The organism is Breznakia blatticola (assembly GCF_004365815.1).
Lineage (GTDB): Bacteria > Bacillota_I > Bacilli_A > Erysipelotrichales > Erysipelotrichaceae > Breznakia > Breznakia blatticola.
In genome coordinates this window covers 44,796-64,953 of record NZ_SODD01000009.1, presented here as the reverse complement: position 1 = coordinate 64,953, position 20,158 = coordinate 44,796, and the positions used below count along the sequence as shown (strand labels likewise).

The 20,158-nt window shown below is 34.8% G+C and carries 21 protein-coding genes and 1 other annotated feature; of the genes, 17 read left to right on the top strand and 4 right to left on the bottom strand.

What is annotated here, in order from left to right:
• Nucleotides 1–93: 93 nt before the first annotated feature.
• Nucleotides 94–681: a sugar O-acetyltransferase gene (locus EDD63_RS04265; protein WP_134168817.1), complete on the bottom strand. Its 588-nt coding sequence runs from the start codon at nucleotides 679–681 to the stop codon at nucleotides 94–96.
• A 9-nt stretch (nucleotides 682–690) separates the two neighbouring features.
• Nucleotides 691–1,464, bottom strand: coding sequence for a MerR family transcriptional regulator (locus EDD63_RS04260; protein ID WP_166667539.1), 774 nt, complete (start codon nucleotides 1,462–1,464; stop codon nucleotides 691–693).
• A gap of 78 nt (nucleotides 1,465–1,542) precedes the next feature.
• On the opposite strand from EDD63_RS04260, the gene EDD63_RS04255 reads away from it, so the two are divergent.
• The 3 genes from EDD63_RS04255 (at nucleotide 1,543) to EDD63_RS11705 (ending at nucleotide 2,825) form a co-directional block, all read left to right on the top strand.
• On the top strand, nucleotides 1,543–2,262 hold the full coding sequence (locus EDD63_RS04255) for a glucosamine-6-phosphate deaminase (RefSeq protein WP_134168815.1): 720 nt from the start codon (nucleotides 1,543–1,545) through the stop codon (nucleotides 2,260–2,262).
• 120 nt (nucleotides 2,263–2,382) lie between these two features.
• Nucleotides 2,383–2,658: a MerR family transcriptional regulator gene (locus tag EDD63_RS11655; RefSeq protein WP_243833733.1), complete on the top strand. Its 276-nt coding sequence runs from the start codon at nucleotides 2,383–2,385 to the stop codon at nucleotides 2,656–2,658.
• Nucleotides 2,659–2,693: 35 nt separating this feature from the next.
• Nucleotides 2,694–2,825, top strand: a complete 132-nt coding sequence (locus EDD63_RS11705) for a hypothetical protein (RefSeq protein ID WP_279586077.1) — start codon at nucleotides 2,694–2,696, stop codon at nucleotides 2,823–2,825.
• Between the two features lie 32 nt (nucleotides 2,826–2,857).
• On the opposite strand, the gene mnmL is transcribed toward EDD63_RS11705, so the two are convergent.
• Complete coding sequence (mnmL, locus tag EDD63_RS04245; RefSeq protein WP_208318298.1) at nucleotides 2,858–3,802, bottom strand: tRNA modification radical SAM protein MnmL/YtqA; 945 nt, start codon at nucleotides 3,800–3,802, stop codon at nucleotides 2,858–2,860.
• 48 nt (nucleotides 3,803–3,850) lie between these two features.
• Between mnmL and EDD63_RS04240 the strand changes: the two genes are divergently transcribed.
• From EDD63_RS04240 to EDD63_RS04230, 3 genes are read left to right on the top strand one after another with little or no spacing between them, the layout of a single operon-like run.
• Nucleotides 3,851–4,549, top strand: coding sequence for a M48 family metallopeptidase (locus EDD63_RS04240; protein WP_134168813.1), 699 nt, complete (start codon nucleotides 3,851–3,853; stop codon nucleotides 4,547–4,549).
• An 8-nt stretch (nucleotides 4,550–4,557) separates the two neighbouring features.
• Nucleotides 4,558–5,121 carry a chromate transporter gene (locus tag EDD63_RS04235; RefSeq protein WP_134168812.1) on the top strand — a complete coding sequence of 188 codons (564 nt, stop codon included), beginning with the start codon at nucleotides 4,558–4,560 and terminating at the stop codon, nucleotides 5,119–5,121.
• Nucleotides 5,115–5,678 (top strand): chromate transporter, encoded by a 564-nt coding sequence (locus EDD63_RS04230; RefSeq protein WP_134168811.1) that lies wholly within the window; start codon nucleotides 5,115–5,117, stop codon nucleotides 5,676–5,678. The genes EDD63_RS04235 and EDD63_RS04230 overlap by 7 nt, the downstream gene beginning before the upstream one ends.
• Before the next feature lie 12 nt (nucleotides 5,679–5,690).
• Here the strand turns inward: EDD63_RS04230 and EDD63_RS04225 are convergent, their stop codons facing one another.
• Nucleotides 5,691–6,476, bottom strand: a complete 786-nt coding sequence (locus tag EDD63_RS04225) for a histidinol-phosphatase HisJ family protein (RefSeq protein WP_134168810.1) — start codon at nucleotides 6,474–6,476, stop codon at nucleotides 5,691–5,693.
• A gap of 427 nt (nucleotides 6,477–6,903) precedes the next feature.
• Here EDD63_RS04225 and serC point away from each other — a divergent pair, with 427 nt between their 5' ends.
• From serC to leuB, 11 genes are all read left to right on the top strand, one after another.
• The gene (gene serC / locus EDD63_RS04220; RefSeq protein ID WP_134168809.1) at nucleotides 6,904–7,983 is read left to right on the top strand and encodes a 3-phosphoserine/phosphohydroxythreonine transaminase; all 1,080 of its coding nucleotides are present in this window, start codon (nucleotides 6,904–6,906) and stop codon (nucleotides 7,981–7,983) included.
• Nucleotides 7,980–9,137, top strand: a complete 1,158-nt coding sequence (locus EDD63_RS04215) for a 3-phosphoglycerate dehydrogenase family protein (RefSeq protein ID WP_134168808.1) — start codon at nucleotides 7,980–7,982, stop codon at nucleotides 9,135–9,137. Before serC ends, EDD63_RS04215 begins: the two co-directional genes overlap by 4 nt.
• A gap of 91 nt (nucleotides 9,138–9,228) precedes the next feature.
• Entirely contained in the window at nucleotides 9,229–10,158 is a 930-nt protein-coding gene (locus tag EDD63_RS04210) for a LysR family transcriptional regulator (protein WP_134168807.1), read from the top strand.
• Between the two features lie 10 nt (nucleotides 10,159–10,168).
• A complete protein-coding gene (locus EDD63_RS04205; RefSeq protein ID WP_134168806.1) occupies nucleotides 10,169–11,011 on the top strand; it encodes a sulfide/dihydroorotate dehydrogenase-like FAD/NAD-binding protein in 843 nt (280 codons plus the stop codon).
• Between the two features lie 2 nt (nucleotides 11,012–11,013).
• The gene (gene gltA / locus EDD63_RS04200) at nucleotides 11,014–12,399 is read left to right on the top strand and encodes an NADPH-dependent glutamate synthase (RefSeq protein ID WP_134168804.1); all 1,386 of its coding nucleotides are present in this window, start codon (nucleotides 11,014–11,016) and stop codon (nucleotides 12,397–12,399) included.
• 88 nt (nucleotides 12,400–12,487) lie between these two features.
• Nucleotides 12,488–12,949, top strand: coding sequence for a DUF1307 domain-containing protein (locus EDD63_RS04195; RefSeq protein ID WP_134168802.1), 462 nt, complete (start codon nucleotides 12,488–12,490; stop codon nucleotides 12,947–12,949).
• 19 nt (nucleotides 12,950–12,968) lie between these two features.
• Nucleotides 12,969–13,178, top strand: a binding site (T-box leader).
• A gap of 44 nt (nucleotides 13,179–13,222) precedes the next feature.
• Nucleotides 13,223–15,622 (top strand): leucine--tRNA ligase, encoded by a 2,400-nt coding sequence (gene leuS, locus EDD63_RS04190; protein ID WP_134168800.1) that lies wholly within the window; start codon nucleotides 13,223–13,225, stop codon nucleotides 15,620–15,622.
• 15 nt (nucleotides 15,623–15,637) lie between these two features.
• A complete protein-coding gene (locus EDD63_RS04185; RefSeq protein WP_134168798.1) occupies nucleotides 15,638–17,317 on the top strand; it encodes a 2-isopropylmalate synthase in 1,680 nt (559 codons plus the stop codon).
• A 3-nt stretch (nucleotides 17,318–17,320) separates the two neighbouring features.
• Nucleotides 17,321–18,589, top strand: coding sequence for a 3-isopropylmalate dehydratase large subunit (leuC, locus tag EDD63_RS04180; RefSeq protein ID WP_134168796.1), 1,269 nt, complete (start codon nucleotides 17,321–17,323; stop codon nucleotides 18,587–18,589).
• A 2-nt stretch (nucleotides 18,590–18,591) separates the two neighbouring features.
• The gene (leuD, locus tag EDD63_RS04175) at nucleotides 18,592–19,089 is read left to right on the top strand and encodes a 3-isopropylmalate dehydratase small subunit (protein WP_134168794.1); all 498 of its coding nucleotides are present in this window, start codon (nucleotides 18,592–18,594) and stop codon (nucleotides 19,087–19,089) included.
• Nucleotides 19,082–20,155: a 3-isopropylmalate dehydrogenase gene (leuB, locus tag EDD63_RS04170; protein WP_134168792.1), complete on the top strand. Its 1,074-nt coding sequence runs from the start codon at nucleotides 19,082–19,084 to the stop codon at nucleotides 20,153–20,155. The genes leuD and leuB overlap by 8 nt, the downstream gene beginning before the upstream one ends.
• The last annotated feature ends 3 nt before the right edge of the window (nucleotides 20,156–20,158 follow it).

Here is a 20,158-nt window from a genome sequence, read left to right as displayed (position 1 = left end):
TCGTGATTAATACATATGTAGCGCCGTATACGAGAACCGTACGTACGGTGCAATGGGAGGGGCGAAAGAATATATTTCTTTCCCTCTACCCTATTATGTAAAACTTGTTTTATCGGCTTCAGTAATCGCACGAATGACTTTGCAAGGATTACCTGCAGCAATTACATTCGCAGGAATATCTTTAGTAACAACACTTCCTGATCCAATAATTGTGTTATCTCCAATGTGCACACCTTGATTGATATGTACACCTGCACCAACCCAAACATGATTGCCAATATGTACTTCTTTTGCATAACAACCACCATGTTGTCGTTCTAGTGCATCAATTGCATGATTTGCTGTATAAATACCAACCCTTGGTCCAAACAATACATGATCACCAATTGTAATTGGAGCACCATCTAACATAATACAATCAAAGTTAGCATAGAAATAATCACCAATTGTGATATTGAAACCAAATTCACAACGGAAGTTTGGCTCCAAATACGGTTGTTTACCAACCGTATGGAAAATTGAGTGTAAAATCGCTTCGCGTTTACTTGCACATTCTTCATAACTTTGATTATATGCATTTGTAAGATGTACTGCTTTTGCTCTTGCTTCTACAAGTGTTAAATCTAAATCGTTATACATTTGACCACTATGCATTAGCTTTTTTAATTCATCAAGTTTCATCTATTCACCTTACTTATCAAGTACTTGTAGTTGTACGATGCAACTATCTTTTCGATTACGGTGCAAACTTGGTAATCGTTGGATGATACAAATACCAGGATGTTTTACTTTCTTGTATAGACTTTCAATCGTTTGTATTTGCTCTTTTGTAGAGCAGTGCATTTCTTTTAGTTTTACATTTTGATACGTATAAACAGGATATGCACAATCAACTTCCAAACTAGCAGAAACAGGTACCATAATATGTGCTTTCTCACCTTCGTTAAAAATAACCATCTTTGAAATCGTGGAACGACTCAGTCCATGTTTTTTTATGAATGTGCGTAATGCAGCGCGATAATCAACATAATCTTCAATATCCATATCTAATACATTTTTAAGTTTTACATCAATACACGCAAATCGTAAATAGGGTAGTGTAAGATCGCAGACTTTTGAAGATGGTGTTTTCAAACTACGTTCGTAGTCAGCAAGTTTTTCTTGCTTGTTTTTGATTGTGTCCAATTCTTTTTCTAGACGTTCACGTTTTTCTTTTAAAATTGCTTCATAGTCTAAGTTTGATGATTTTAGCATTACCTTAATTTCATCTAAAGAAAAACCAATATACTGCAATCGTTGAATTTGTAATAAGATTCCAGATTGTTCTTTTTCATAATACCGATATTTACTATCTGGATCTACATATGCAGGCGATAACATACCAATAGAATCATAGTATCGTAATCGTTGAATGCTCACATCATTTAATTTTGCCATCTCACCAATTGATAAATATTTTTTCATATATACAGTATACATGAAAATCACTTGACTCTCTAGTTGCTATAGAGTTTATACTAAAAAAGTAAAAGGGAGGTACCTATGAGAATTATAATTGAAAAGAACTATGAAGAGATGTCAAAGACAGTAATGTATCAACTGTTGGCGAAGATGTATGAAGACAAAAAGATGAATATTGCAATTACTGCTGGATCATCACCAAAACGTATGTATGAATTATTAACAGAAGTAATTAAAGACAAACGCGAATTTCCAAATGTTACATTTTACAACTTTGATGAAATTCCATATGCAAAAAAACAAAGTGAAGGAGTAACAATTTCAAACTTACGTAGAGACTTCTTTACACCAGCTAATATTCCAGAATCGATGATTCATAAACTAACACCTGAAAACTTTAAAGAACATGATGCATATTTAAGAAGTGTTGGGGGTCTTGATGCAATATTCTTAGGAATTGGTGGAGATGGTCACTTCTGTGGAAATTTACCAGGAACTACAAAGTTTGGTGACGAAACAGTGGAAGTGTTCTATCCAAAGGAATTAATCGATGTGATGGCAGGTGAAGTAGGAGGAATGGATGAATTAACACCATCTTACTTTACAATGGGGCCTAGAGCTGTCATGAATGTAAAAGAAGTAGTAATGTTTGCTACTGGAAAAAAGAAAGCAAATATCATTAAAGAAGCTATGTTTGGACCGGTTAGTGAAACATGTCCTTCATCAATCTTTCAATTACATCCAAATTTCACACTAATTCTTGACGAAGAAGCAGCAAGTGAAATTAAGGAATTACTATAATTATAAAAATATCGGATAAATATCCGGTATTTTTTATAGCTAATTGACATCGATTCATGCTTACTTTATGATATATTAACTACCTAAAGTCAACTTTAGGTCAAGAAAGAAGGAGAAATTATGATGTATGGGATTGGAGAAGTGTCAAAGATGTTTGCGCTTCCTGTGTCAACGCTTCGTTACTATGATAATGAAGGTTTATTTCCAAACTTACAAAGAAATGCTGGTGTCAGAGTGTTTGGTGAGCAAGAACTTGAACAGTTACGTGTAATTGAGTGTCTGAAACGTTCTGGATTAGAGATCAAAGATATTAAGCGCTTTATGGAGTTATGTAAAGAAGGTTCAAAAATTTTAAAGATCGTAAAGAGATCTTTGAGCAACAAAAACTTGAAGTAGAAAAGGAAATAGAAAAATTAAAGAAAACACATGATATGTTGCAATACAAATGTTGGTATTATCAAACAGCTATAGCTGATGGAAGTGAAAAACGAATAAATGAGATGCTTCCAGATCGATTGCCTGATGATATTCAAAAAATGTATAATCATGCACATGAATCATAAAAACCTACGCACTCATAAAGTAGTGCATAGGTTTATTTTGTTTCTAAAACTTTTCCTTGCCAAGTGTTACGTGCGACCATGGCTTTATCAATATCATTAAGTACAATGGTTTTCTTAAACATCCATTCAGAACCAATTTGTTCACCACGCATTCCATCTCCAGTTAAGCGTTGAATGATAATATGTTTAGGTAATACCTCCAATTGAGATACCACGACATCAATATAATCATCTTTATCTAGCATTGGAAATGGGTGTTGAAGATACGATTTACCAAGTACTGTATCTTTTAGTATGTATAACATATGGATTTTGATTGCATGAATAGGAAGTTGACCAACCTTATAAGCATTTTGAATCATATCTTCTTTACTTTCACCAGGTAATGAATTCATTAAATGTACACAAATCTTAAGATTTGTTTTCGATAATCTTTCTACTGTTTCAAGAAAACACTGATAATCGTGACCACGATTTAATGATTTTGCGATTTTATCATTTGTTGTTTGTAGACCAAGTTCGATCCAAATGTCTTTCTTTCTACTTACAAAATCTAAGTATTCAATCATTTCATCACTTAAACAATCTGCTCTAGTAGCTAAAGAAATCGCTACAATTTCATCTTTGAATAGAAAAGGCTTTAACATTTCACTGACTTGCTTCACACTACCATACGTATTGGTATAAGCTTGGAAATAGGCAATTGCATTTCCTTTTGGCCATTTGTGTTGCATGATTTTTAGATTACTCTCATATTGAACATCTAATGGTTCAAATTTATCTTCAATGGTATCACCACTACCATAGCTACTACAAAACGTACAACCTCCAACACCACATGTACCATCACGGTTAGGGCATGTGAAGTTTGCATTTAAAGCAACTTTAAATACTTTATTTTTATATTTTGTTTTTAAATAGTGACTCCAAGTATAATATCGCTTGTTATCTTCACTATATGGAAATGGATTATTCATGTTAATTATCTTAACACAAATCTAGTTTTGTGTTAATGTTTATAGCGTATGATAGAAACAAAACAAATCCTAATTGATGGATATCGAATTACCTATCAATTAGAGCGAAAGAAAATGAAGAATATGGTTATGCGAATTCAAGAAGATGGTTCTTTAAAAGTAAGTGCGAATCCGTATATTCCACAAAATAAAATTGATGCATTCTTACAAGAGAGAGTGTCTTGGATTCTTACAAAACAAGAAAAACAACATGCAATATTTGAACGAATTTTTACTTCAATACAGAAAAACCGTTCGTTATATATCTTTGATGAAGAATATACGATTATTTGTGTGCAATCCAATAAGAAAGGCATTCAATTTCTAGGCAGTGAAGTATACGCATATTACGTGAATGATAAAGCAGAATGTGATACGCTATTGAATAAATGGATACGTCAAGAGTGTGAAAAGAGATTTATTGAAGTTATTCATGAATTTGATCATATGTTAGATGATTATCGGCTTTCATTTCCAGAACTAAAAGTACGAAAGATGAAATCTAGATGGGGAAGTTGTGCAACTAGATCTAACCAAATCACATTAAATACAAACTTACTACATTTGCCAAAGTCATTTTGTGAGTATGTAGTATTACACGAACTTGCACACTTTGTACAACCAAATCATAGCAAGCATTTCTACCAAATCGTAGAAAACTATATGCCAGATTATAAGGCGCGTACAAAGTTGATACAACATTTATAGGAGGTCATATGCAAAAAAATGTAAATTGGATATTATTTCGTTCCTTTGTAATAGCAGGAACATTTACTTTTGCAGGTGGTCTTGCAATGTTACCTTTACTGCAAAAGGAAATTGTCGATAAACATAAATTAATGAATAAAGATGAATTTTTAGAAGATGCAATCATGGCACAAACACTTCCAGGAATCATCGCTTTAAATAGTGCATGTTTCTTTGGTAAAAAAAGTAATGGTGTTCCTGGTATGCTTGCTGCTGCTTTAGGTAGTATATTACCTGCGTTTGTTTTTATGTTACTAGCAACAATACTCTATGAATATATACCACAAGAAGGGCCTTTACAAATGGCATTTGTTGGAATTCGTGCATCAGCAGTTGCATTTATTTTTGCGGCTGCAATTTCGATTGGTCAACATAGTTTAGATAAGATTATTAACTGGATTATGATGATCACAAGCTTTCTAGTAATTACGGTTTTTAATTTCCAAGCACCTTACGTTATATTGTTTGCAGGTATATTTGGGATTGTATACTACAGCTATATAAAAAAGGATGGAGGTAAGAGTTCATGTTAATACAAATCTTACTTGCCTTTTTAAAAATCGGATTTTTGGGTTTTGGTGGAGGATATGCCATGTTATCCATGGTACTTGATGAATCCTTAAAACTTGGTTTAACACTTCATCAGTTTGCTGATTTAAATGCACTTGATATGTTGATTCCTGGCCCAATAGCAATTAATGCAGCAACCTATGTTGGATATTTAGTGGATGGATTTGCTGGTGCAACAGTAGCTACTGCAGCAGTTTGTGTGCCTTCATTTGTTTTAGTTCCATTATTTATTAAGTTCAAACGCACCTTTGCCCATAATCCAAAAGTGAATCAGTTTCTTGATATGGTAAAACCAGCAGCAGTTGGTTTAGTTGCAAGTGCTGGTTTTACATTACTACTTGGTGTTGTGTTTGGTGCAGATACACTTTCACAATTGATTGCGAACCCACATGCACCAGATATATTTACCTTGATGGTTGTTGCTGTATGCAGTTATCTGCATATTAAAAAGAATGTAAACCCAATATTACTTACTGTTGTTTCCGGTGTTGTTGGTTTTGCGTTGTATTATGTCATATAAAAAAACGATGATTTAGTTCATCGTTTTTCTTTCAATTATATCTATATCTGTACCAACATCACTTGGTTTATGGGCATCACTTGCAGTAATCATCTTTACTCCATGTTTTTTTAATGTTTCAAGTAACTGTTCATTATCTCCAATATCTTCGTGGTGATAACGATAATGAATTCCGGTATTGTTTTCAGCTTTCATGTGATGTTTGTTTAATGCAATCGCAAGTGCATCATAGGTTTCTTGTAAATCATATGTAGGGTAGTGATTAAATAGTTTTAATTGGTCTGGGTGTGCAAGTTGCGTAAATAAATCGCTTTCGATAAGTTGCATAACAAGTTGATAGTAACGTTTATAAATATCATTTACTTCATATACATCCCACAATAACTCTTTTGAGAAGCTCATATCATAGAGAACACCGTCAATAGAATGGATTGCACCAACGATAAAATCAAAATCATATTTTGCGAGTTCCTCTCTTAAGAAATCTTCATACTCTGGAGCATAGCAAACTTCTAAACCGTAGCGTACTTCAATCTCAGTCTCTTCTTGTTGGATTTCTTTCATTAAATTAATAAAATCGAATACGCTATCACAGAATTTTGTTTTGCCTTGAAGCCAAGTATCTTGTATTTCATGCACACGTAAATTTTCATAGATCGGTTTGAATTCTACAAAGCGATGGGTGTGATCTAATATTTGAATCGTATCAAACCCTTTTCTTTTTGCTTCATTAATAAATTCGTATACATATGCTTTACTAAGCTCTCCAAATTCCAAATGCATGTGTCCATCAATCATATAAATCCCTCATTTCTTTTGGATATTATAGCATATCCTTACATTTGGAAAAATCGGTTTTATATCTGGTAGGAATGACATTGTCGAATTTCGCATTCTAATTTATAATACAAGTACAAGGTAGAGATACCTAGAAAGATGTCTCCCGAGGAGTGAGGGTGACAAAAATCCCAAATATCGCTCATTAAAGAACTATCCTGAAAAAGAGTTGAACAGGATACAAAAAATGAAAGGCAACTCTAGATAAAAGGATTCTCTAACAATTGAAAAGAGAATCCTTTTTAATTGTCTAAAAGTTAAATATGTAACAAAATGAAAACACGAAATCATAAAAGTTACATTTTCTTACAAAAAAATTACATTAATTTCAATTTTTTGAAAATTTTGTGTTACAATAGGAGACAATATTATAAAGGAGATTGAAATTATGAACAGAGTGATTAACTTTAGTGCAGGACCATCACAAATGAGTGATAAGGTTCTAAAGAAAGCAAGCGAACAAATGCTTAACTACAACCAAACAGGACAATCAATTATGGAGATGTCACATCGTTCGGCTGAGTTTGTAGAGGTTTTCAACTCCTGTAAGTCCAAGCTAATTAAACTGATGAACATTCCTGAGAATTACGAAGTATTATTCTTACAAGGGGGAGCAAGTACACAGTTTACAATGGTGCCAATGAATCTATTAGGTAAACATAAAAAGGCAGCATTTATTAATACAGGAGCTTGGTCAAAAAAAGCAATTGGTGAAATGAAGAAATTTGGAGAAGCAGTCGTTGTTGCTAGTAGTGAAGATGACACATTCTCATATATTCCCAAAGACTATGAAGTACCAGAAGATGTGGACTACTTCTATATTTGTGAAAACAATACGATCTATGGAACAAAATATAAAGAACTACCTGATACAAAAGGACTTCCATTAGTCGCAGATTTATCAAGCTGTATTCTTTCTGAAGCAATTGATGTAAGTAAATATGGAATTATCTTTGCAGGTGCGCAAAAAAATATGGGTATGGCAGGACTGACTGTTGTGATTGTACGTAAAGACTTAATTAAAGATGATACAACACTACCTTCAATGCTTTCATACAAGGTGCAAGCGGATAACGATTCGATGTTTAACACGCCACCTACATATGCAATTTACATTTTAGGTCTTGTACTTGAATGGATTGCAGAAGAATTTGGCAGTCTAGAAAACCTTGGTAAATATAACCAAGAAAAAGCACAAATCTTATACGATTATTTAGATCAATCAAAACTATTTAAAGGAACTGTCGCAAAAGAAGACCGTTCATTAATGAATGTCCCATTTGTTACTGGTGATGCAGAATTAGATGCAAAATTTGTAAAAGAAGCGAAAGCTAAAGGAATGGTGAATTTAAAAGGACATAGAAGTGTTGGAGGAATGCGTGCAAGCATTTACAATGCAATGTCAAAAGAAGGTGTAGAAACACTAGTTGCGTTTATGAAAGAATTTGAAGAGGAAAATACAAAATGAATATAAAACTATATAATAAAATCTCACCAAAGGGTTTAGCACTCTTTGATGATGAAACATACCGTTTCGGTGAAGATGTAGTAAATCCGGATGGGATTTTAGTACGTAGTGCTAAATTAAACGATATGGAGTTTAACGATGAACTTCGCGCCATTGTTCGTGCTGGAGCAGGAGTTAACAATTTACCAATCGATCGTTGTAGCGAAGCGGGAATTGTATGTTTTAATACACCTGGAGCAAATGCGAATGCAGTTAAAGAATTGGTATTTGCTGGTATGTTATTATCTGCACGTCCTGTATATAATGCGATGAACTGGGTAAGTACATTAGCAGAAAATGATGATGTATCAACTATTGTTGAAAAAGAAAAAAGTAACTTTGTTGGAAATGAGTTACGTGGTAAGAAGCTAGGAATTATCGGTCTAGGTGCCATTGGTATCAAAGTAGCAAACTTAGCATTACACTTTGGTATGGAAGTGTACGGATACGATCCATATATTTCAATTGATGCTGCTTGGCAGTTATCACGTAAAGTACATTATGCGAAAACATTAGAAGAACTATATGAGAAATGTGATTACATTTCTGTGCATGTTCCATTAAGCGATAAAACAAAAAACATGATCAATAGTGAAGCGATTGCAAAAATGAAAGATAACGTATGTATTCTTAACTTTGCACGTGGTGGACTCGTTGATGAAAAAGCTGTTGTAGATGCAATTGAAGCAGGGAAAGTAAAAAATTATGTTACCGATTTCCCAAATGGAGATATCTTACATGCGAAAGGTGTAATTTGTATTCCACATTTAGGTGCATCTACACCAGAATCAGAAGAAAACTGTGCAATTATGGCAGTGGATCAAATTCAAGATTTCTTAGAAAATGGAAACATTTTACATTCGGTGAACTTACCAAATGTACATATGGATCGTAGTGGAGAAGCAAGAATTACAATTTTCCACCGTAATGCACCAAATATGATTGCCCAAATTACGCAAACGATTTCTGATAAGGGAATTAATATTGAAAACTTAATTAATAAAAGTAAAAATGATTATGCGTATACAATGGTCGATGTGAATAGTAAAGATGTCGATGATGTAGTAAAAGAATTATCTTTAATCGATGCAATTTTAAAGGTTGTTGCTCTATAAAAGAAATGTAAAGTTCTTTAGTTGAAGATAGAAAGTAAATCACCTATAATACACTTATGTATATGACCCACTTGGGTTACAGGGAGATACTATGAACACAACATATCTTAAATACGTTATTGAAATTGAGAAACGCCGCTCCATAACGCATGCAGCTGAGAAACTGTTTATGGCACAACCAAACTTGAGTAAAGTTATTAAGGAATTTGAAGAAACCCTTGGCTTTACCATCTTTGAACGTGGACCAAAAGGAACTGTACCTACACCAGAAGGTGCACAGTTAATTAAGTATGCCAAAGAAGTGTTGGCACAAATTGAAAAAATCGAACAAATTCGTTTGGATGATTTTAAAGATGTGCAACGTTTCAATGTAGCCATACCTAGAGGAAGTTATATTTCTTATGCCGTTGTAAAGTTAATTGAAGAGTTGGATTTAAATAAATCCATTCGTGTCAATATTCAAGAGACAAACTCAATGCAAGCCATTACCAATGTAGCAGAAGGATTATTTAATCTAGGTGTAATTCGTTATGATATGGCACATGAAAACTATTTCCGTGACTATTTAAAGAATAAGAAGGTGATTTTTGAACCGATTTGGGAATTTAAGCACCTGGTGACACTTGCAAAAGATTCGCCACTACATGATAAAGAAGAACTCGAATTATCAGATTTAGATGATTTTGTGGAAATCTCACATGGTGATAATTTTGTTCCTTACTTGAAACAAATGAGTAATCAAGAACATTCATGTAGTAAACAAATCTTTGTTTATGAAAGACAAACACAATTTGCAATTATGTCACATGTACCCAAAACCTATATTTGGGGATCTGCAATTCCAAAAGAGTTGTTAGATTTATACAATCTCGAACAAAAACCTTGTAAGGGAATAAGAAAGAAATATCGCGATGGATTTATATATCGAGAAGGATATAACTTAACGAATTTAGATCAACGCTTTATGGTGAAACTAGAAGAAGTGAAAAATGAAGTTTCACAACGTATAGAAAAATACTAAGGGGTCTATTATGTATAAAATTGTTGAAAAAGAACGATTAAATCCAACGGTTACGAAAATGGTAGTAGAAGCACCAGCAATTGCCAAAAAGGCAAAAGCAGGACAATTTATTATCCTTCGTTCTCATGAAATGGGAGAAAGAATTCCCCTAACTGTTGCAGATTATGATCGAAAAAAAGGACTTGTTACGATTATTTACCAATTGGTAGGTCGTAGTACGATGTTACTAGATAACCTAGAAGTAGGAGATGCCATTCTTGACTTTGTAGGACCACTAGGTGTACCAAGTCATGTAGAAGGTATGAAACGTGTCTGTGTAGTTGGTGGAGGAGTTGGTTGTGCAATTGCATACCCAACCGCAAAAGCACTATATGATAATGGCACAGAAGTAACTGTAATTACTGGATTTAGAAATAAAGATTTAGAAATCTTACGTGATGAATTTGAAGCAGTTAGTCATCATATGTATACGATGAGTGATGATGGAACTGTAGGAGAAAAAGGTTTAGTCACAAACAAACTACAAGAACTGCTTGATGCAGGTGAAATCTTTGATGAAGTCATCGCAATTGGACCACTAGTTATGATGAAGTTTGTCTGCCAACTCACAAAACAATATGATGTGAAAACAACGGTCAGCATGAATCCAATCATGATCGATGGAACAGGAATGTGTGGATGCTGTAGACTAAGTGTAAACAATGAAATGAAATTTGCTTGTGTAGATGGACCTGATTTTGATGGACATCAAGTCGACTTCGATGAAGCGATTGCAAGATCTAGACAGTATGCAGACTTTGAAGCCAAAGCATGTGAAAAAGACTGTCACTTATTTCACAAGGAGGTGCGCTAGTTATGCCAAACATGAGTCCAAATAAAGTACCAATGCCACATCAAGAGCCAAATGTACGAAATAAAAACGTTGCAGAAGTAGCAACAGGATATACCTTAGAAATGGCACAAGAAGAAGCGGATCGTTGTCTACAATGTAAACACAAACCTTGTGTAAATGGATGTCCAGTAGGTGTGCAAATTCCTGAATTTATCGCCTTAATTAAAGAAGGAGATATCGAAGGAGCCTACGATAAGATTAAAGAAACCAATGCTTTACCAGCAGTATGTGGACGTGTATGTCCACAAGAAGATCAATGTGAAAAGCTATGTGTAAGAGCCATTAAACATGAAGCAGTCGGAATTGGAAGGCTGGAGAGATTTGTCGCTGATTATCATATGGCAAATGGAGAAAATAAGATTCCAACTATTGAAAAGAATGGACATAAAGTAGCTGTAGTAGGAGCTGGACCTGCAGGATTAACTTGTGCAGGAGATTTAGCGAAAAAAGGATATGAAGTTACAGTCTATGAAGCATTACATAAAGCAGGAGGAGTACTTGAATATGGAATTCCAGAATTCAGACTACCAAAAGCGATTGTAAGTAAAGAAGTACAAGCACTCAAAGACTTAGGTGTTCACATGGAAACCAATATGGTTATTGGAAAAGTGTTTGATATTGATGAACTATTTGAAGATGAAAATGAAGCTGTATTCATCGGTAGTGGAGCAGGACTTCCAAACTTTATGAAAATACCTGGAGAAAACTTAAATGGAGTATTCTCTGCAAATGAATTTCTGACACGTTTTAACTTAATGAAAGCTTATGATGTAGAAGCTGATACACCAATTTTCAAAGGTAAGAAAGTAGCAGTTGTCGGTGGAGGAAATGTTGCAATGGATGCTGCCAGATGTGCAAAACGTCTAGGAGCAGAAGTATACATTGTGTACCGTCGAGGAACTGAAGAATTACCAGCAAGAAAAGAAGAAGTGGAACATGCAATGGAAGAAGGAATTATCTTTAAGACATTGAATAATCCAGTCCAAGTACTTGGTGATGACAAAGGAAATGTATCGGCTATTGAATGTGTAGAAATGGAATTAGGAGAACCTGATGAGAGTGGAAGAAGACGACCAGTAGTCAAAGAAGGAAGTAATTTCACACTAGATATCGATTGTATGATTATGTCGATAGGAACAAGTCCAAACCCATTAATTCACAGAACCACAGAAGGATTAGACACCAACAAATGGGGATGTCTAATTGCAGATCCAAAAACAGGAGCAACAACACGAGAAGGTGTATTTGCTGGAGGAGATGCAGTAACTGGAGCTGCGACGGTAATCCTAGCAATGGGAGCAGGAAAAGAAGCTGCACAAGCAATGGATGATTACATTCAAAATAAATAATACGAACCATTTTCTTACGTTTATAAATTGATGGAATATGATATACTGAAAAAGTAAATGATATAAGAAATCAAGAAGAGGAATGTAAATGAAAAAGTTAACGTATTTGTTATTGATAAGTCTATTTGTTATGAGTGGATGTCAATCAAAAAAAGAAGAAACAACAACTGTATGTACAATTGAACAAGCAGAAACAAAAGCAACCTTAACACTGGAAGCCGATGATGATACAATCACAAAGCTTACACAACATGTCGCTACGGATTTAACAAGTGCATTTGATCAAGGTTTAATTACTGAAGATGATGTAAATAAAAATGCAAAAGAAGTTAAAGAGAAAATGGAAGCTACAAAAGGTGTAACATATACCTATACATTGAAAGATAATGTACTTACAGAAGATAGCGTATTTGACTTAGAAGAAGCATCGGTTGAAGATCTAATCGAAGCAAAATTACTAGAAGTTGAAGGTAGTACCAAAAAAGGCTTAAGTTTAAAGAAAACTGTAGCGAATTATGAAAATCTAGAGTTTACTTGTAAAAGTAAATAATTGTGATAAAATAAGTAACAATATAGCTTAGATTTGGAGTAGTAATCTTAAGGTTTATGATAGAGAGCAAGTGGTTGGTGAAAACTTGTATAAACACTAAGGTGAACTCGCCAAGGAGCTAATCGTAATTCATAAGCGATTCGTGAATCGAGCGATAATCGATAATGAAGGTGCATATAGATTTTTTCTATATGAACTAAGGTGGTACCGCGTTTAAAACGTCCTTAGATGAATTTCTGAGGACGTTTTTATTTTAGGTAAAAGGAGAAAAATATGGTATTTGATTACAAAGCAATTGAAACAAAATGGCGTAAGTATTGGAAAGATAACGATACATTTAAAACAGATGTATGGGATTTTAGTAAACCTAAATTCTATGCATTAGATATGTTTCCTTATCCATCAGGACAAGGACTTCATGTTGGTCACCCAGAAGGATATACAGCAACAGATGTAGTAAGTCGATTAAAACGTATGCAAGGATATAACGTATTGCACCCAATGGGATTTGATTCGTTTGGACTTCCAGCAGAACAATATGCGATTTCTACAGGAAATCATCCAAATGGATTTACAGAAGCAAACATTAAAATCTTCTCTGAGCAATTACAGTTATTAGGTTTCTCATATGATTGGGATAAATCCTTTTCGACAAGTGATCCATCATACTATAAATGGACACAATGGATTTTTGAACAGTTATATAAAGATGGACTAGTAAAATATATCGATATGCCAGTTAACTGGTGTGAAGAATTAGGAACTGTACTTGCAAATGATGAAGTTATTGATGGAAAAAGTGAGCGTGGAGGATATCCAGTCGTTCGTATCAATATGAAACAATGGGCAATTGATATTCCTGCATATGCAGAAAAACTACTTGATGGTTTGGATGATCTTGATTGGCCAAAATCAACAAAAGAAATGCAACGTAACTGGATTGGAAAAAGCGTTGGTGCACATGTTGATTTCAAAGTTGCTGGATATGATGAAACATTCACCGTGTTTACAACACGTCCAGATACACTATTTGGAGCTACGTATTGTGTATTATCACCTGAACATGTACTTGTTGATATGATTACAAGTGACGCGCAAAAACAGGCAGTGAGTGACTATAAAAAAGTATGTGCAAGTAAGTCGGATTTAGAACGTACAGAGTTAAATAAAGAAAAAACTGGTGTGTTTACTGGAGCATATGCAATAAATCCTGTAAATGGTGCAGAAGTGCCAATTTGGATTGCAGATTACGTGCTTGCAGGATATGGAACTGGTGCAATTATGGCAGTCCCTGCACATGATGAGCGTGACTATGATTTTGCAAAAAAATATGGAATTGATATTATCGCTGTTTTAGAAGGTGGAAATATTGAAGAAGCTGCATATGTAGAAGATGGTTTACATATCAATTCAGGATTCCTTGATGGAATGAATAAAGCAGATGCAATTGCAACAATGATTGCATGGCTTGAAGAACACCATGTAGGAACAAAACATGTGAACTATCGTTTACGTGAATGGATCTTTGCACGTCAACGTTACTGGGGAGAACCAATTCCAGTCATTCATATGGAAGATGGAACTGAACAGTTAGTTGCAGAAAGTGAATTACCACTTGTGTTACCTGAACTTGAAGACTATAGCCCTAGTTCGAGTGGATCTTCGCCATTAGAAAAAGCAACGGATTGGGTTCATGTAGAAGTAGAAGGTAAAAAAGGAAAACGTGAGACAAGTACTATGCCAGGAAGTGCTGGTTCAAGTTGGTATTTCTTACGTTATATTGATCCACATAACGACAAAGCCATAGGAGATCCAGAGTTATTAAAACACTGGATGCCAGTTGATTTATATGTTGGTGGACCAGAACATGCTGTTGGACATTTATTATATGCAAGAATGTGGAACCGTTACTTGTTTGATAAAGGAATTGCACCAACAAGTGAACCGTTTAAGAAACTTGTTCACCAAGGAATGATTCTAGGTGAAAACAATATGAAAATGGGAAAACGTTACCCTGAGTATGTTGTAAACCCAAATGATATCGTTGAAGATTATGGAGCAGATACACTTCGTTTATATGAAATGTTTATGGGTCCATTAGAAGCCGATAAACCTTGGAGTACAAGTGGAGTAGAAGGTGCACATCGTTTCTTAGTACGTGTGTATCGTCTATTTACTGAAGAAGGTAAAATTAGTGATGTAGCAAATCCAAACTTAGATAAGGTATATCACCAAACAGTTAAGAAAGTTACAGATGATTATGAAAGTCTGAACTTCAATACTGCAATCTCGCAAATGATGATATTCGTGAATGCGGTATATAAAGAGAAAAACTTCCCGAAAGCATATGCAGAAGGATTTACAAAAATGCTATATCCAATTGCACCACACTTAGGTGAAGAATTATGGAACGTAATTTTAGGACATAACGATACGATTACATATGAAGCTTGGCCAACATATGATGAAGCGATGTTAGTTGAAGATGAATTAGAAATTATCGTACAAGTAAACGGAAAATTACGTGGTAAGTTTATGATAGCTAATGGTTCAAGTGATGATGAAATTAAAGAAAAAGCATTGGCATTAGAAGCTATCCAAAGTTTTATTGAGGGGAAAGAATTACGTAAAGTAATTGTAATTAAGAATAAATTAGTGAATATTGTTGTGTAATAGGAGGTAAAGTTTATGAACTTTAATAAGTACAAGCGTGGTTATTTCATGCCACCAGAGCCTTGTTTTGACTGGGTAAAAAAAGAATATATCGATACAGCACCAACATGGTGTTCTGTCGATTTACGTGATGGAAATCAAAGTTTGATTATTCCGATGAGTTTAGATGAGAAGTTAAAATTCTTTGATTTACTCGTAAAGGTTGGATTCAAAGAAATTGAAGTTGGGTTTCCAGCAGCTAGTGAAACAGAATATCAATTCTTACGTACACTGATCGAACAAGATTTAATTCCTGATGATGTAACTGTGCAAGTACTTACACAAGCTCGTGAACATATCATCAAAAAGACATTTGATGCGCTTGATGGATGTAAAAAGGCAGTGGTGCATGTTTACAATTCAACAAGTGTTGCGCAACGTGAACAAGTCTTTAGAAAATCAAAGGAAGAAATTCTTACGATTGCCACAAATGGAGCAAAGTTATTAAAAGAATTGGCAAAAGATGCAAAAGGGGATATTCGTTTTGAATATTCACCAGAAAGTTTTACAGGAACGGAAATGGAATATGCACTTGAAGTGTGCAATGCTGTACTTGATATATGGCAACCAACACCAGATAAGAAAGCAATCATCAACTTACCGGTAACTGTAGAAATGAGTATGTCACATGTCTATGCTTCACAAATTGAATATATGCATAAACATTTGAAACACCGTGATGCAGTTGAAATTAGCTTGCATCCACATAATGACCGTGGCTGTGGTGTAGCAGATAGTGAACTTGGTTTACTTGCGGGTGCAGACCGTATTGAAGGAACATTATTTGGTAATGGAGAGCGTACAGGTAATGTAGATATTGTGACTCTTGCATTAAATATGTTTACGCATGGTGTAAATCCAAAATTAGACTTCAGCAACATTCAAGAAATTGTACGTGTATATGAAGAAGTAACACGTATGCGTGTTTATGACCGTCAACCATATGCAGGAAAACTTGTATTTGCGGCATTCTCTGGTAGTCACCAAGACGCGATTGCAAAAGGGTTGAAATATCGTGAAGAAATTGGTAGTGATTTATGGAATGTTCCATATTTACCAATTGATCCAAAAGATGTTGGTCGTGAATATGAAAGTGATGTAATTCGAATCAACTCACAATCTGGAAAAGGTGGAATTGGATACTTGATGGAAGAGTACTACGGATTTGATTTACCTAAGCGCTTCCGTGAAGGATTTGGCTACTACATCAAAGATATTTCGGATAAGAAACATGCAGAACTAATGCCAAATGAAATTAAAGATATATTCGAAAAGGACTTTGTGAATTTACAAGCTCCATTAGAATTAATCGATTATCACTTTACTAGAAATGGAGATATTTCTGTAGAAGTTGAAGTGAACTTTAAAGGGGAACATAAAATGTGCAAAGGTAATGGTAATGGTCGTTTAGATGCAGTTGCTAATGCCTTTAGAGAACACTTAGGCTTAACTTTTGATGTCATTGATTACAATGAACACTCACTTGGAAAAAGTAGTGCATCAAAGGCTTGTGCCTATGTGGAAATAAATGATTGTGTCAATGTAGATCGTTTTGGTGTAGGAATACACGATGATATTATCGCTGCTAGTATTCAAGCGATGGTTAGTGCCTTAAATCGAGCGATCAATGAAAAAGCAAAAATAGAGGGGGAATAAACAATGGGAATGACAATGTCACAAAAGATCTTAGCAGCACATGCAGGTCTTGATAACGTACAACCAGGACAACTTATTATGGCAAATTTGGATATGGTATTAGGAAATGATATTACAACTCCAGTTGCAATTAATGAGTTTGAAAAACATGATTTTGATAAGGTGTTTCATAAAGATAAGATCTCAATCGTACTCGATCACTTTACACCAAATAAAGATATTAAAGCAGCAACACAAAGTAAACAATGTCGTTGTTTTGCAAAACATCAAGAGATCACAAATTTCTATGATGTAGGGCAAATGGGAGTAGAACACTCATTATTGCCTGAAAAAGGAATTGTGACTTGTGGTGATTTAGTTATCGGTGCTGATTCACACACATGTACATATGGAGCACTTGGTGCATTTTCAACTGGTGTTGGTAGTACAGATATGGCTGCTGGTATGGCAACTGGACGTGCTTGGTTTAAAGTGCCTAGTGCAATTAAATTTAATATTACAGGTAAATTAAACAAAGATATTAGTGGTAAAGATGTTATTCTTCATATTATTTCAAAAATTGGCGTTGATGGTGCCTTATACCGTTCAATGGAATTTGTTGGTGATGGAATTAAAAATTTGAGCATGGATGATCGATTCTGTATTGCGAATATGGCAATTGAAGCTGGAGCAAAAAATGGAATCTTCCCAGTTGATGAACAAACATTAGCTTATGTAGAAGGACGTGGGCAACGTACTCCAACCATCTTTGAAGCAGATGCAGATGCTATCTATGATGAAGTATATGATATTGATTTATCAACAATTGAACATACAGTTGCATTCCCACACTTACCTGAAAATGGGAAAACGCCTAGTGAATGGGGAGATATTGCAATTGATCAAGTATATATTGGTTCATGTACGAATGGACGTTATTCAGATATGGAAGCAGCTGCAACCATTCTAAAAGGACGTCATATTGCCGAGGGAATTCGTTGTATTGTAATTCCTGCAACCCAACAAATCTATAAGGACTGTATTAAAAATGGTCTTGTTGATATCTTTATTGATGCAGGATGTATTTTCTCAACACCTACATGTGGACCATGTTTAGGTGGTCACATGGGAATTCTTGCAGAAGGTGAACGTTGTGTAGGAACAAGTAACCGTAACTTCGTTGGTCGTATGGGACATCCAAAAAGTGAAGTATATTTAGCTTCACCACAAGTTGCAGCAGCAAGCGCAATTGCTGGTAAACTAGCAACACCAGAAAGTGTTAAGGGGGAATAATCATGATCGCAAAAGGAACTGTACATAAGTATGGAGATAACGTTGATACAGATGTTATCATTCCAGCTCGTCATTTGAATACACAAGATGAAAAAGAATTGGCAAGTCACTGTATGGAAGATATCGATGCTGATTTCATCCATAAAGTAAAAGCAGGTGATATCATGGTTGGTGAAGCAAACTTCGGTTGTGGATCCAGTCGTGAACATGCACCAATCGCAATTAAAGCAAGTGGAATCTCATGTGTAATCGCTTCTAGTTTTGCACGTATTTTCTACCGTAATTCAATTAATATTGGATTAGCGATCATTGAATGCCCTGAAGCAGCTAAAGAAATCAAAGATGGAGACATCGTAAATGTTGATTTTGATAAAGGAATTATCGTAAATGAAAGTCAAAACAAAGAATATACATTCCCTCCATTTCCTGAATTTATTCAAAAGATTATTTCAAGTAATGGATATCTAAATGCAATCAAGGAGGGAAAATTCAATGATTAAGAATATTGCAGTAATTAAAGGGGACGGAATTGGTCCAGAAATCGTAGATGAAGCAATCAAAGTTTTAAAAAAAGTAGAAGAAGTATATGAACATACATTTAATTTAAATTATGTAAAAGCTGGTGGGGAAGCAATTGATGCATATGGTGAATGCTTACCAGAAGCAACGGTAGAAGCTTGTTTAGCAAGTGATTCAGTTTTATTAGGTGCAGTTGGTGGTCCAAAATACGATGTACAACCACCAAACAATCGTCCAGAAAAAGCACTTCTAGGAATTCGTAGTCGTTTAGGCTTGTATTCAAACTTGCGACCAGCAAAGTTATTTACTGAATTAAAAGATGCGTCTCCTTTAAAACCAGAAATTGTTGAAGCGGGAATTGATTTTATGGTCGTTCGTGAACTGACTGGTGGAGTGTACTTCGGTGATCATGTTACAACAAGTGAAAATGATGTAGAAGTAGCTTACGATGTGATGAAGTATTCAGCTCCTGAAGTTATTCGTATTGCAAAAGTAGCTTTCGAAACTGCAATGGTACGTAATAAGAAGTTATGTTCTGTAGATAAGGCAAATGTTCTTGATTCATCAAAATTATGGCGTAAATACGTGCTTGAAGTAGCTAAGGACTACCCAGAAGTAGAACTTACACATATGTATGTAGATAATGCTGCGATGCAAATTTGTAAGGATCCAGCACAATTTGATGTAATCTTAACTGAAAATATGTTTGGTGATATCTTAAGTGATGAAGCAAGTATGATTACAGGAACCATTGGAACGATTCCATCAAGTTCATTAGGTGAAGGAACTCGTGGTATGTATGAACCTATTCACGGTTCTGCCCCTGATATTGCAGGTCAAAACAAAGCAAATCCAATTGGAACGATCTTATCTGTTGCTATGATGCTTAAATATTCATTCTTTATGGAAAAAGAAGCACAGGCAATTGAAACTGCAGTTCAAAAAGTGTTAGATGATGGATATCGTACAGGAGATATGATGGACAAACATACAACGCTAGTAGGCTGTAAAGAGATGGGAGATCTTATTGTAGCTGCAATAGCATAGATG

Excerpts from the sequence above, each read along its gene's own strand:
- EDD63_RS04195 (WP_134168802.1), top strand. The coding sequence starts at position 12,488 with ATGAAAAAGTTAACGTATTTGTTATTGATAAGTCTATTTGTTATGAGT.
- EDD63_RS04225 (WP_134168810.1), bottom strand. The coding sequence starts at position 6,476 with ATGATTGATGGACACATGCATTTGGAATTTGGAGAGCTTAGTAAAGCA.
- leuB (WP_134168792.1), top strand. The coding sequence starts at position 19,082 with ATGATTAAGAATATTGCAGTAATTAAAGGGGACGGAATTGGTCCAGAA.
- leuS (WP_134168800.1), top strand. The coding sequence starts at position 13,223 with ATGGTATTTGATTACAAAGCAATTGAAACAAAATGGCGTAAGTATTGG.
- EDD63_RS04235 (WP_134168812.1), top strand. The coding sequence starts at position 4,558 with ATGCAAAAAAATGTAAATTGGATATTATTTCGTTCCTTTGTAATAGCA.
- leuC (WP_134168796.1), top strand. The coding sequence starts at position 17,321 with ATGGGAATGACAATGTCACAAAAGATCTTAGCAGCACATGCAGGTCTT.
- leuD (WP_134168794.1), top strand. The coding sequence starts at position 18,592 with ATGATCGCAAAAGGAACTGTACATAAGTATGGAGATAACGTTGATACA.
- EDD63_RS04265 (WP_134168817.1), bottom strand. The coding sequence starts at position 681 with ATGAAACTTGATGAATTAAAAAAGCTAATGCATAGTGGTCAAATGTAT.
- EDD63_RS04215 (WP_134168808.1), top strand. The coding sequence starts at position 7,980 with ATGAATATAAAACTATATAATAAAATCTCACCAAAGGGTTTAGCACTC.
- EDD63_RS11655 (WP_243833733.1), top strand. The coding sequence starts at position 2,383 with ATGATGTATGGGATTGGAGAAGTGTCAAAGATGTTTGCGCTTCCTGTG.
- serC (WP_134168809.1), top strand. The coding sequence starts at position 6,904 with ATGAACAGAGTGATTAACTTTAGTGCAGGACCATCACAAATGAGTGAT.
- EDD63_RS04205 (WP_134168806.1), top strand. The coding sequence starts at position 10,169 with ATGTATAAAATTGTTGAAAAAGAACGATTAAATCCAACGGTTACGAAA.
- EDD63_RS04255 (WP_134168815.1), top strand. The coding sequence starts at position 1,543 with ATGAGAATTATAATTGAAAAGAACTATGAAGAGATGTCAAAGACAGTA.
- EDD63_RS11705 (WP_279586077.1), top strand. The coding sequence starts at position 2,694 with ATGTTGCAATACAAATGTTGGTATTATCAAACAGCTATAGCTGATGGA.
- EDD63_RS04185 (WP_134168798.1), top strand. The coding sequence starts at position 15,638 with ATGAACTTTAATAAGTACAAGCGTGGTTATTTCATGCCACCAGAGCCT.
- EDD63_RS04260 (WP_166667539.1), bottom strand. The coding sequence starts at position 1,464 with ATGAAAAAATATTTATCAATTGGTGAGATGGCAAAATTAAATGATGTG.
- EDD63_RS04230 (WP_134168811.1), top strand. The coding sequence starts at position 5,115 with ATGTTAATACAAATCTTACTTGCCTTTTTAAAAATCGGATTTTTGGGT.
- mnmL (WP_208318298.1), bottom strand. The coding sequence starts at position 3,802 with ATGAATAATCCATTTCCATATAGTGAAGATAACAAGCGATATTATACT.
- EDD63_RS04240 (WP_134168813.1), top strand. The coding sequence starts at position 3,851 with ATGATAGAAACAAAACAAATCCTAATTGATGGATATCGAATTACCTAT.
- EDD63_RS04210 (WP_134168807.1), top strand. The coding sequence starts at position 9,229 with ATGAACACAACATATCTTAAATACGTTATTGAAATTGAGAAACGCCGC.
- gltA (WP_134168804.1), top strand. The coding sequence starts at position 11,014 with ATGCCAAACATGAGTCCAAATAAAGTACCAATGCCACATCAAGAGCCA.